Annotated in this window: 11 protein-coding genes; 7 read left to right on the top strand and 4 right to left on the bottom strand. The window is 47.8% G+C overall.

Features of this window, described 5'->3' with window-relative positions; genetic code table 11:
• The first annotated feature begins 206 nt into the window (after positions 1 to 206).
• Positions 207 to 2,390: an alpha-galactosidase gene (locus tag NLX82_RS18830; protein WP_076158736.1), complete on the top strand. Its 2,184-nt coding sequence runs from the start codon at positions 207 to 209 to the stop codon at positions 2,388 to 2,390.
• Positions 2,391 to 2,632: 242 nt separating this feature from the next.
• Here the strand turns inward: NLX82_RS18830 and NLX82_RS18835 are convergent, their stop codons facing one another.
• Positions 2,633 to 3,526, bottom strand: a complete 894-nt coding sequence (locus NLX82_RS18835) for an AraC family transcriptional regulator (RefSeq protein ID WP_028541131.1) — start codon at positions 3,524 to 3,526, stop codon at positions 2,633 to 2,635.
• 157 nt (positions 3,527 to 3,683) lie between these two features.
• Here NLX82_RS18835 and NLX82_RS18840 point away from each other — a divergent pair, with 157 nt between their 5' ends.
• Positions 3,684 to 4,589 (top strand): DMT family transporter, encoded by a 906-nt coding sequence (locus NLX82_RS18840; RefSeq protein ID WP_034094968.1) that lies wholly within the window; start codon positions 3,684 to 3,686, stop codon positions 4,587 to 4,589.
• 56 nt (positions 4,590 to 4,645) lie between these two features.
• Positions 4,646 to 4,978, top strand: coding sequence for a chaperone CsaA (gene csaA, locus NLX82_RS18845; RefSeq protein WP_254348752.1), 333 nt, complete (start codon positions 4,646 to 4,648; stop codon positions 4,976 to 4,978).
• Positions 4,979 to 5,244: 266 nt separating this feature from the next.
• Here the strand turns inward: csaA and NLX82_RS18850 are convergent, their stop codons facing one another.
• Entirely contained in the window at positions 5,245 to 7,671 is a 2,427-nt protein-coding gene (locus NLX82_RS18850; RefSeq protein ID WP_076295408.1) for a UvrD-helicase domain-containing protein, read from the bottom strand.
• A 311-nt stretch (positions 7,672 to 7,982) separates the two neighbouring features.
• Here NLX82_RS18850 and NLX82_RS18855 point away from each other — a divergent pair, with 311 nt between their 5' ends.
• Both NLX82_RS18855 and NLX82_RS18860 read left to right on the top strand, forming a co-directional pair.
• Positions 7,983 to 8,837 (top strand): zinc ribbon domain-containing protein, encoded by an 855-nt coding sequence (locus NLX82_RS18855; protein ID WP_254348783.1) that lies wholly within the window; start codon positions 7,983 to 7,985, stop codon positions 8,835 to 8,837.
• 65 nt (positions 8,838 to 8,902) lie between these two features.
• Positions 8,903 to 9,691, top strand: a complete 789-nt coding sequence (locus tag NLX82_RS18860; protein ID WP_028541127.1) for a TrmB family transcriptional regulator — start codon at positions 8,903 to 8,905, stop codon at positions 9,689 to 9,691.
• Between the two features lie 7 nt (positions 9,692 to 9,698).
• Here the strand turns inward: NLX82_RS18860 and NLX82_RS18865 are convergent, their stop codons facing one another.
• Positions 9,699 to 10,331, bottom strand: coding sequence for an NUDIX hydrolase (locus tag NLX82_RS18865; protein ID WP_028541126.1), 633 nt, complete (start codon positions 10,329 to 10,331; stop codon positions 9,699 to 9,701).
• Positions 10,332 to 10,503: 172 nt separating this feature from the next.
• Between NLX82_RS18865 and NLX82_RS18870 the strand changes: the two genes are divergently transcribed.
• Together NLX82_RS18870 and NLX82_RS18875 are read left to right on the top strand one after the other, a co-directional pair.
• Positions 10,504 to 10,797, top strand: a complete 294-nt coding sequence (locus NLX82_RS18870) for a hypothetical protein (protein ID WP_023986824.1) — start codon at positions 10,504 to 10,506, stop codon at positions 10,795 to 10,797.
• Between the two features lie 72 nt (positions 10,798 to 10,869).
• Positions 10,870 to 11,571: a histidine phosphatase family protein gene (locus tag NLX82_RS18875; protein WP_023986825.1), complete on the top strand. Its 702-nt coding sequence runs from the start codon at positions 10,870 to 10,872 to the stop codon at positions 11,569 to 11,571.
• Between the two features lie 85 nt (positions 11,572 to 11,656).
• Here the strand turns inward: NLX82_RS18875 and mscL are convergent, their stop codons facing one another.
• Positions 11,657 to 12,151 carry a large conductance mechanosensitive channel protein MscL gene (mscL, locus tag NLX82_RS18880; protein ID WP_023986826.1) on the bottom strand — a complete coding sequence of 165 codons (495 nt, stop codon included), beginning with the start codon at positions 12,149 to 12,151 and terminating at the stop codon, positions 11,657 to 11,659.
• Between the last annotated feature and the right edge of the window lie 123 nt (positions 12,152 to 12,274).

The following is a 12,274-nucleotide window of genomic DNA, read 5'->3' on the forward strand; positions in this document are numbered from 1 at the left end:
TAACATAAATAGTGAGTACCATGCCATGTACTTCATATCTTAGTTTAATATATCATTTCTGTAGAACCTATTGCGACTAACGAGGAGCTTATCAAGCTTTACACCATGTGAACTTAGTTGGTGGTGTTACAAAAAGGTTCTTCTATGTCCTTTTTTAGGTGCGGATTTCCGAGGGGTATGATCTAGAGGGAGGGGTTGTTTTTCCAATGGGTATCATTGTTCAAGAGCAAACGGGGCTGTTTCATCTACAGTCGTCGGGCATGAGTTATATTATTCAGATTGTGGATGGATTTCCTGTGCATGTATATTGGGGAGATAGGCTGAAGCACCGCGAATCAATGACCGATCTATTGCTTCACACTTCTGCGACGGCTGGATTGGATCGGCTACCGCAAGAGTACCCGCAGTATGGGAGTGGGGACTTCCGTAACCCTGCGTATCAAGTAGAACTTGAAGATGGAACTCGTATCACGGAGTTAAAGTACGACGGTTACCGGATCATCAAGGGAAAGCCATCATTAACCGGACTTCCGGCCGTATATACCGAAAATGAAGACGAAGCGGATACGTTGGAACTGGAGTTAAAAGATGACTTTTCAGGTCTTAAAGTTGTTCTTCTTTACACCGTCTTCGCGGATCGAAACGTAATCGCTCGTTCGGCTCGTTTGAGTAATACGGGAGCCAAGAATCTTCGACTTCTCCGTGCTCTAAGTGCTTGTGTCGATTTTTCGGGTAAAAGCGATTTAGAGTTCATATATCTTTCGGGAGCATGGGCTCGGGAGGGGAATATTACCCGCAAACCGATTCTTCAAGGTGAAACCCGAATTGATAGTAAAAGGGGCATGAGCAGCCATCAACTCAATCCTTTTACTGCATTGGTCACTCGGGAGACAACGGAATGCTATGGAGAGGCATTCGGCTTTAGCCTCGTCTACAGCGGGGGTTTTGAGGCGGGAGCGGAAATGGATGCATTTGGCTCTACACGGTTTAGCATCGGCGTGAACTCCTTTGACTTTTCGTGGTTACTGAGCCCAGAGGAGAGCTTCCAAACGCCAGAAGTAGTTATGGTTTACTCCGGTCAGGGACTGGGAGATATGTCGCGGACGTATCATCGCTTGTATCGGACCCGACTTTGCCGAGGGAAATATCGGGACGAAGAACGACCTATTCTGGTCAATAACTGGGAAGCTACCTATTTTGACTTCAATGCAGATAAGTTGGTATCGATAGCGAAAGAGGGGGCTGAGCTAGGCATCGAACTATTTGTCTTAGATGACGGTTGGTTCGGAAAACGGGATTCCGACAATTCATCTCTCGGCGATTGGTACGAGGATCGTCGGAAGCTGCCAGACGGACTCGCGGATGTCGCGAACCGTATCAATAGGCTGGGTCTTAAATTTGGGCTCTGGTTTGAGCCAGAGATGATCTCTCCAGACAGCGAGTTGTACCGGGAGCATCCGGACTGGTGCCTTCACGTTCCGGGACGGAGGCGCAGCGAAGCCAGATGGCAGCTGGTGCTGGACTATACTCGCAAGGAAGTGCGCGATTTCATCTACGATTCGCTTTCGGCCATTTTCTCCAGCGTGCCAGTCTCTTATGTGAAATGGGATATGAACCGCTGTCTGACGGAAATCGGTTCCGCTGCTCTGCCGCCGGAACGACAATCCGAGACTGCTCATCGCTATGTTCTTGGATTGTATGAGCTGTTGGAGCGCATCACCACCGAATTTCCACATATTCTTTTCGAGAGCTGTTCAAGTGGCGGAGGACGCTTTGATCCAGGCATGCTTTACTACATGCCTCAAGTCTGGACTAGTGATAATACCGATGCGGTGGAACGCCTGAAGATTCAATATGGAACTAGCCTTGTCTATCCTGTAAGCGCAATCGGAGCGCATGTTTCGGCAGTTCCGAACCATCAAGTTGGACGGATAACGCCCCTTGATTTTCGAGGTGATGTCGCCATGTCCGGAAATTTTGGATATGAGCTTGATCTCACGAAATTCACCGATGAGGAAAAAGAGACGGTCAAACGCCAAATCGCAGTATACAAGCAGATACGTGGCTTAGTACAGAAAGGTGACTTGTATCGCTTAAAGAACCCGTTTGAAGATAACGAATCGGCTTGGATGTTTGTTTCTGAAGACCAAGAGGATGCCATCGTCTACTATTTCCAAGTGATGGCTGTCCCGAACGCGCCCTGGCGGGTTCTGCGCCTTGACGGACTTAATCCAGAGCTCGAATACGAAGTTCAGTCAGGAAATAGCGGAGAAAAGTCTATTAATGGGGGGGATAGGCTTATGAAGTTGGGCCTCCCTCTTGTCTACGGACAGAAAGACTATGAAAGTGGATGGTTCAGGCTCCGGGCAATAAGGTCCGGTAAGGCTTAAAGGACAGTACAACAGTACAACTGCTGAAAGAGAAAAGACAATCGATTGAGTTATGCCCCTTTTTGTATGAAAAGGGGCATTTTGCGTACAGCAGCTGTACTGATTGTGGAGGGGGAAGCCATTTTTTTATACGAATGATGAATGACATGAAACTGAGGAAGATGTAGGAGTTACATTTGAATGTTGATTGAAAACAGGATCATCAACAGAGTAAGTCGTTACGCTGACGGCTGCTTCATTCTTTAATTAATGAATTCATTTCTAAATTTACGGAATTCTTTAGGTGTTTTTTTATGATGTTTCTTAAAAGACTGAATGAAGTGATTTACATGATTGAACCCCACTCTGTGAGCTATTTCAGTTATTGTAGAATCTGTTGAAATTAATAACTCGCTGCTTTTCTTGATACGGTACTTAATTAAGTAGTCGTAAGGTGTCATATGAATGGTTCTCTTAAAACTACGAGTGCATTCCGAAATACTTAAATGTGCTATAGCAGCAATTTCTTGCAATGTTATATTGTCTGAGTAGTTTTGATGGATAAAACTGAGCATCAATTGAAGTCGCTCCTGTTGCAATTTCATGTATTTAGGTGCTTCCTCAGAAGACAGCGAAATATTAGATATTAAGACTAACCATAATTGTGCCGTTTTGATGGAAACCTCGTATTCCCAGCCCCATTTTTTTTTCATATCAAATTTCTGTTTCATATCCCAAAGCATTTGCAGTATTTGAATTTGCCATTCAGCATCTCCTTTGATTACTAATGACAATAAGAGAGAGTTTGTATAAGGCAGTACATAGTTTTTTTCCATCGCACTATCTGCATAAAAGGCCAGCAGCTTTTCAGGGAAATTAAAACTGACATATTGACCGTTATGTGTAAGGTGTGTAGTAACGTGAAGAACACCTTTATTAATTAAAATGGCCTGACCTGTTTCTAATTCATGATCAATGCCGTTAACTTGTATCACTAGCTTTCCTTTGGTAACCAAAGTGATTTGTAGTTCCTCATGCCAATGTAAATCGTTGAATCCTCTACCCTCAGGACTACTTGCATGAATAGTATGGGTGTACATGATGTATGGAAATGAAACATCGGGATATAGAATGGTCTCATGCAATTGTTTTTCCATTTTAGCGAGGTCCTTTCTGATGACGATATTTCTATATAAATTAAAGATATAGTTACACAAATAAAATAAAAGTGGTGATATTATTATACCAGATCTTCGGCTTATCATTACAATCCTGTGCACAGGCGATTGGATAAGACATCTTGGAGGCGTATATGTGAAAATAAATCAATCGTCGTTACCATTTCATCCGTATATTTTGCTTTTAATCAGCATACTGTCTGTTTCTATCTCATCTATCATGATAAAATCCTCAGATACTCCAACCTCTGTGGCTGGGATGTACAGATTGTATATGTCAGTACTCATAATGCTTCCCTTTGTACCTTGGAAAATGTTTCGTTCCTTAGAAATGAACAAAAAAGATTGGAGTACTGTTTTCATAGCTGGTCTTTTTCTCGGGTTATATTTCTTATTCTGGATGGAATCTTTAGTATATACCTCAGTTGCGAGTTCCATGGTCATCTTATCCTTACAGCCTTTATTTGTAATGATGGGTTCATACTTTATGTTCAGAGAACGAGCAAATATATTGACCATTCTTTGTTTGATCGCCGCTCTTGTCGGTTCAATCGTTATAGCTTGGGGAGACATAGGGATTTCGAGAGAGGCATTAATCGGAGATGGATTATCTTTAGTAGGAACAATCTTGGTTTCAGCATATATGTTGGCAGGACAGAAAGTAAGCCACAAAATAAATGCAAATTTATATAGTGTTATTGTTTTTTTTATTGGTGGCAGCGTCATGCTGGTCTACAATTTGTTGAATCATTATTCCTTGATCGAATATGACTCGTCGGATTGGATGTATTTCTTGTTACTTGCAGTAATCCCAACTATTTTTGGACAATATATATTTAATTTGTTGTTGAAATCAATGGGTGCAACTACGGTCTCAGTTGGTATTATTGGAGAGCCTGTTCTTGCCATAATTCTCGCCTACTTATTCTTGGGAGAAATAATCTCTGCATTTCAATTCATAGGTGGAATCATGACTTTATTCGGTATGGGGATGTATTTTTGGGCAAAATCTTTAAAGTATACTACAGTTGCAAAATATTAAATTTGAAACTGATTATCACGAAATTGAAGAAAACAATCGATGAGGAGAATGTTTAGATGGCAACGATTGATGATTTTTTGAAACTAGATATTCGAGTTGGAACCATAATTAAAGCTGAGTTTTTTGCAGAAGCAAAAGTACCTGCTATTAAACTTGAAATTGATTTTGGACAAGATATCGGTATAAAAGCTTCGAGTGCACAAATCACAAAAAGATATGTGGCTGAAGATATTATAGGGGAACAAATCATAGGTGTAGTCAACTTTCCACCTCGACGGATAGCAGGCTTTAATTCAGAGGTATTAGTCCTTGGAGGAATTCCCGAAAAGGGGGATGTGGTTTTATTGAAACCAGATATCAAACTACCTAATGGAACACCTATTGGATGATTGATCGGCTGTTTAATCAGTAAAATATATAACTTCACAACAGGCAGGACATTGAACCTAACGGGATACGATCGTTCAATAGCAAGTTGAAACAGAAAGCGGCAGACTAGGACTTTATTTTCACGTCCTAGTCTGCCGCTTTTTCTATTATTGGTCTGTCTAAAGCTTATTTGATTCATTAAAATCTGCAACAATTAGGCTGGAAATCACGGGTGTCACCAGTCCAGTAAAAGCACAATTCTCCATACCAGCTATATGCCTTATACCTATCTGGCCGGGATGCTGCGCGTCCCCTCTGTCATCGGGGAGGCGCAGAGCGGGCACACCGGCGGTGTGCTTGTGCTAGCCGCGCTTGTACGGCGTCCGCTTGTTGTGTCGCGCCGCATCCACGCCTTGCAGGCGTCGTCGGTGCATTTCCACACGGGCACGTTGATGCGTGGCTCCGCCTGAGACCCTGCCACCGACGAGGTCGTCCGTGTCGTAGCACTGCCTGGTCCCGGCCTGCTGCTCACGCGGGTCGCTGTGCCAGACGCTGGCGATCCAGCGCCAGCACGGCTGCTATACCCGGAAGCACCCTTCGGTTGGCCGAAGCTGCTGCGGCGTGCTTCTGGCTTGGAAACCTCAGGGGTGACCCCATAGGCTTCCAGCAGGAAGCGTGACACGGCGGCAGGCTTGCCATGATTAGAGGCGGGAGAGGTGATGTACAGCAACTCCTTCGCCCGGGTGACGGCCACATAAGCGAGGCGGCGCTCTTCTTCAAGCGCTGCATCGTTATCCACAGCGGTAGTCGGGGCGGCGCCTGCCCGCCGATCCTCCGGCAGCTCGCTGTGCAGCGCCGAGCTGTGCGGCAGAATGCCTTCGCTGGCTCCGATCCAATATACGCAAGGGAATTCCAGCCCCTTGGCGCGGTGGATCGTCATGAGCCGAACAGCATCGCTGTCTTCCTCTCTGCGCAGCGATTCCATTTGGCGGTGACGCTCGGAAAGCTCGTCCGCAAAGCTGACGAACGCCTCCACGGTGTCAAACCGCTTGGCTGCCGTTTCGAGCTCCTCCAGACTTTCTTGCATCGTTTCCTTATAATGAGTCCACGCGCCCGTATCTCCGCTTTCCAAATATTTATCATAAAAGATGCGCCGCATTTCTTGAATGGCATAGGCAGGCTTCATTGTAGTGAGACTGCGAATCAGACGAATACGCTCTTTCACCTGCTCACGCTGAAAATCACGTAGTCGATCCCAGCGGCTGAGATGAATCAGCGGGTATTTTTTAGCCTGCTGTTTCTCCTCGCGCATAATCCATTCCATCCCCGCCTCACGGGAGACGTACAGCGGCCCAAGGGTGCTCGGAATGGATTCCATACGCCGGGGATTCAGCGACAAGCGCAGGTGATCCATTAAGGGACGAATCAGGGACTGATCATAAAATACAGCCCCTGCTCCGTACTGAATAAATGGGACATCCCGCATAATTAATTGCTCAAAAATAGACCGGCTTCCGCTGGCTGTCCGGTGCAAAATAGCGATATCCCGGTAGCGCAGCCGACCTTCCTCTACCTGTCCGAGTAGATGGGTAACAATATGCCCCGCTTCCTCCTCGGGTCCGGATGGGGTGGCAAACTGCGGCGGCAAGCCTTCACGCCCGGCAGCCGAAAGACGTTTGGAGCGTCGATGAACATTTTTGGCGACAATGTTAGAGCCCAGCCCCAAAATCCGCGCATCGCTGCGATAATTAATATCCAGGGTAATGACCTTTGCATCCTTATAGACTTTGTCAAACTCCAGAATGGATTCCTGACGTGCCCCATTAAAGGTATAGATCGTCTGGTCATCATCCCCGACGACCATCAGATTGCGATGTCGGGCAGCCAATCGTTGCACCATCTCATATTGCAGGGCATTCGTATCCTGAAATTCATCGACCATGATATGTGAAAAACGCCGCTGAAGCGGCTGAAGCACATCCGGGTCACGCAGCAGTGCGGAGGCACGCAGCAGAATATCGTCAAAATCCATTTTATTGCGTTCCTGTTTCCACGCTTCATAAGCGAGCATGGCACGCTTGGCATCCGATTCCTCGCGCACGGTTTCCGGCAGCTCGTCCGCGCTGCGGCCTTCCGCTTTCCAGGCGGAGAGGGCAGACAGCAGGCTTTCTGGCTGGAAAGCCTCGCTGAGTCCAAGCTGCCGCAGCATCATTTTCATAACGGTATGCTGGGCCTGCGTTTCACCGAACACTTCATCTTGCACGCCGCGATGACGCAGCATCGCCAAAGCGAATGAGTGAAACGTGCGAGCCTGAACTGCACGTGCAGCGGCAGGGCGCACACCGGGTAATCCCGCGATGCGCAGTTTCATTTCGGCAGCTGCCTTGCTGGTGAAGGTCACCAGCAGAATGGACGATGCAGGGACATCCCGCATCGCCATCAGGTAGCCTGCGCGGGCAGCCAGCACTGTGGTTTTGCCGCAGCCAGCCCCTGCAAGGGTCAGAAGGGGGCCTTTGCCGTGGCGGACGGCCTGGATCTGCGGGCGGTTCAGGTGAATGCCGGCGTTCTCTAAAGCACGAAAATAGGCCGAGTCTTGGTCGGTGTCGGGCACCAGCGTCATACTGGTATCCATGGAAGCACGACGTGCCTGAGGGCTCGACGTTGAATAAGGAACCCCGATGGGTCGGGGGTAAAAAGAAGGATTTGGGTCCATAATCCTGAAACCCCTTTCGTTCTTAAAATCTTCCATTTTCACAAATGGGGGTAGTTTTTGGTATGATAGAGTTCTAGTCAGCTTTAGCTGACGATAAGAACAAGGCGATGGACTAAAATAATGCTGAAATTCATGCGGATCTTGCCGGAGCGACAGAACGTCAATACGTTGACGCTAATGCCAATAGCCTTCAAACAGGCAATATGACCGCATTCCATTATACAGGAGTTCGAGGTTTGCCAACAGAAAAAAACTTTGGGATATACGGACGGTATAGTGAAATCCGGCTGGATAATGGGGAGGAAATAACGATGAAGCTGATTCAACGTATAAAGGAAGGCGCTAATCGCGCAACAGAAAAGGCGCAGCATGCTGTCGAGATTAGTAAGATCAATTCACAAATTACAACGATTCAGCAGGAAATGGATGTTCATTTCTTACGAATGGGTCAAATCTTTTACGAAGGTTACCGCGCATCCGACATGTCGGTGGCAGAAACCGAGATGACACAGCTATCCACTGCATGTGATGAGCTTCAGGATGAAATTGACGAGCTGCGCAGTAGAATTGCAGAATTAAAAAACGCTCATTTATGCACCTGTGGAGCGGTTGTACCACTGGATGCGAACTTTTGTCCCAAATGCGGACGCAAGCTGAATGAAGGGCAGACTGCCTCCAAACAAGTAGCTGCTGTGCGTGAAGAGGTGCCAACAGACGTCTATTCTTCTTTTGATCTGCGCAAGCCAGAGGTAGTGAAGGATGCTGCGCCTGCTTACACGGAGTATGCAGAACATGAAGTAGTCGATCGGCATGAACAGGAACAGGATGAGCGGTATGAAACACAGGAACCCGCGGGACTAGACCGCGATTACACAGTATCTGATTTTACACCGGAAGAAAAAGCGGCATTCGACGCTGAGTGGGAGCGCCGTCGTCAGGAAGAACTGGAAAAAGAACACCGTCGTCTTGAAGAACTGGAACGCGAGCGTGAGCGCCAGGAGGAGCTGGACGAGCGAATCCGATATTGGAAGGCCAACAACTCCGGGGCCGAGAAGCCGGTAACGCCGTCTGCACAAGTACGTGAAAATGTAAAATGCCAAATCTGTACTGCAGAACTACCTAAAGGGTCCAAATGGTGCCCGCGTTGCGGAGCTGAACAGATTTGACGCAGCCGAACAGGCTGCTGCAGGACACAGACATAACGCCGGGCAGCATAGGGGGAACAGAATATATGGAGCGTTTGCTGCATCATCTGCGGAATCTGGGTTTTACGGAAATGGAAGCCAAGGTTATGGTCGAGCTTTCGAGGCAAAATGCGGCTTCCGGCTATGAAGTGGCTAAGCGTCTGGGTGCATCGCGCTCCAACGTGTACGCGGCTTTACAGCGTTTGGCCGGGCAGGGATACCTCAGAACCAGTGCTGGAGAGCCTGTACGTTACAGCATGCTGCCACCGGGTGAACTGACCCGGATGATCGAAGGACAAATGCAGGAGTCCCTACGCGCAGTGGAGAAAGAAATGCCACGAACAGAACCAACCAAGCCGACCTTTTATAATGCGGAAGGCGATCGGAAGGTGCTGGAAAGTCTGACACGTGAATTGGAACGGGCAGAGCATGAGATTGTGTTGGATTTGTGGCGCGAGGAAGCTGAGCTGCTGCGGACAGAGTTGGAGAAAGCTGAGGGTCGAGGTGTGCGTCTGCTCTGGTCCTGCGATAACGGAGAAAGCATGATGGGACCGTGGTTACCGTCTGGGTCTGGTACAGACGGACAGGAACCAGCAGGGCGGAAGTTTTCTTTTGTTATTGATCGGCGTTGGTGCATGCTGGGTATGCGGGGAGAGAATTGCCCGACACAGGCGCTTATTACCGAGCATCCGGTAATGACAGGCCTGCTGCTTAATCATTTTGCTCAGGATCTTATTCTGTATGAGCTGGAGCATGATATGGGCAGAGAACTGTCGACCCGGTATGGCTGGCGGTATGAAGGCATTATCGGCAAATATATGTCAGCTGGAGAATAGCTAAAGATTACCGGGTAGGAAGTTCCATCAGTGCCCGGCATATAGATGTAATATAGCCCGCCTTATGAGGCACGAATTGATCCGATGTAATCAGGCGGCGGTTTTTTTCTGGATTTGGCCCCGACGTAATGCCATGGGCTTCGATAAAGGGAATATGGCCTTCAAAAAGGGCCAGTGCTTGGTCAAGATCTGCTTCGTACAGTCCGGCTACTTCTTCTTGCTGGAGGTAATAAGCTTCCAATGGCTGGTTCGATAGCAGTCCAAACACCGAGCTAACCTCCCGATCCCAAAAAGAGGTGCCCTGTGCGGTACCTTTGCTTTCATACCGAACGGTCATCAGCGGTGTTAATGAGGTAAAGGGAACATGAATGCCCAGTTCTTCCTCCAGCTCACGAGCCGCCTGAGACATATCTTCGCCTGCCGTCAAGTGACCGGCTGCTGTAATATCGTAGCATCCGGGGAAGGTGTCCTTCGTATCCTGACGCTGTTGGAACAGCAAGCGACGGCCTGTCGAAGTGTCTCGTGCTAGCCAGCAGTGAAAGGTATGGTGCCAGTATCCCTTGGCATGTGCGTCTTGTCGCGAGGCTGTGCCAAGAGGGTTGTCTTCATCATCGTAGATATCCAGAAGCTCGCTAGTCATCGTGGTTCCTCCTATAGTAAGCAGAAATCAAAGGTCTACTTTACAGTATAACGTGTTTTCTGTCCTGACGATATGAAGGCGGGTGTGGAATGTGGAGTGGCATTTGGGGTATGCTGGGAACATGAGGATTTGCAACATCACACAGATTTACGATTGAAAGGAGCGATTTTACATGGAATGTATAGTACATTTTCGAGTCATGCATCCGGAGGAACCCAAGGAACTGCGCGGGTTGATTATGCTGGAAAGCGGAGGCAAGCCGGGGATTGATCAAATCACGGATATGTTCAAAAATATGGGCTATGATGTCCGCCCAGACAATCCGGAGGAATTGATTTTTAAACCAGTCGATGTCAGAGCCAATTATACATATATCCGGGTTATTGAACTGGATACAGGTGAGGAAGTCTACCAGGAAGACAGGGATTTGCGCGCGATTTTGGAAAATTTGCTGAATAAACGTTAAAGATCAGGAGAACTAATCGATGGAATGAGATAAAGTGATCCTGTCGCCATTCATAGGAACGGAGAACCAATAATGAGATTGTATATTATCCGACACGCAGACCCCGATTACCCCAATAACACCATCACGCCGGAGGGGCATTTGGAAGCCCAGGCACTGGCCAAACGGCTTTCCAGTCACGGACTGGATCGAATTTATGCCTCTCCTTTGGGGCGGGCTTTGGATACAATGCGCTACACCGCCGACTCTCTGGGTATGACTCATGAAGTGGAACACTGGACACAGGAGCTGGCTCTAAAGCTGGAGGAAACTCCATACGGCCGTCTTTCCCATTGGGATTTGCCAGGTGAAGTGATCCGTTCCGAAATGCCCCTGCCGACTCATGACTCTTGGCAGGAGATTTCCTATTATCAGGGAACGCAGAGTCCCGAAACCTTCGAGCGGCTGAAGCTTCATTCCGATGAATTCCTGAAACGGCAAGGCTTTGAGCGGGTGGAGGGCAGGTACCGGATTCTGAAGCATACCGAAGATCAGGTGGCCGTATTTTGTCATGGCGGCTTCGGGCTGACCTGGCTTGCTCATCTGTTGGAGCTGCCATTGGCCTTGGTCTGGTCCGGCTTTTGGATGCCGCCTAGCTCCGTAACCACGATCTTGTTTGATGAGCGCTCCCAGGAATGGGCAGTTCCCCGTTGCATCGGCTTCGGTGATGTTTCCCATCTGTACGCTGAGGGCTTGCCCGTCAGACCCCGTGGCATTATCACCAATTTCAACTAATCAGATCTCTCACACCATACCAAAACGGCTTAAGACGGTACATCGTCTTAAGCCGTTTGTTGTAGTCATATAGGTGTGGGTTGAGTCAGCGTGCTTCGACGTACCCCTCCAGCTTGGAAGTGCAATGTGCGCAACGGGTAGCGGCTACAGGAATTTCGGATAGGCAATGTGGACATTCCTTGATCGTTTTTTCCTGAGGAGGTTTTTCTTCCTCTTTGCGTTTCAGCATGTTAATCCCTTTGACCAGCATGAACACACAGAAGGCTACGATCAGGAAGTCCAGCAGGACGTTAATGAACTGACCATAGGCGAGGACTGCAATCCCTGCTTCTTTGGCCTGTGCCAAAGTCATGCGTGTACCGTCAGCATTTAAAGGATCGGCAGCTCGTAAAGCTACATACAAGTCTGGAAAATTCATGCCGCCCAGAAGTTTACCAATCGGAGGCATGATAATATCGTTTACCACAGAAGTGACAATCTTGCCAAACGCTCCACCGATGATAACACCGACCGCGAGGTCAATCACGTTACCCCGTACAGCGAATTCTTTAAACTCTTTTATAATACCTTTTCCGCTCATATGAGTGCTCACCTTCTTTACATAAAATCATTTATCTATAATACATGCTATGTCAATGGAGGGCAATTCCCAATTGATGTATTGCACTTTGTCACAAAATCACATGTTCATTTGTCTTCTATA

Origin of the sequence: Paenibacillus sp. A3M_27_13 (genome assembly GCF_024213315.1) — a bacterium.
GTDB classification, from domain to species: Bacteria; Bacillota; Bacilli; order Paenibacillales; family Paenibacillaceae; genus Paenibacillus; species Paenibacillus polymyxa_B.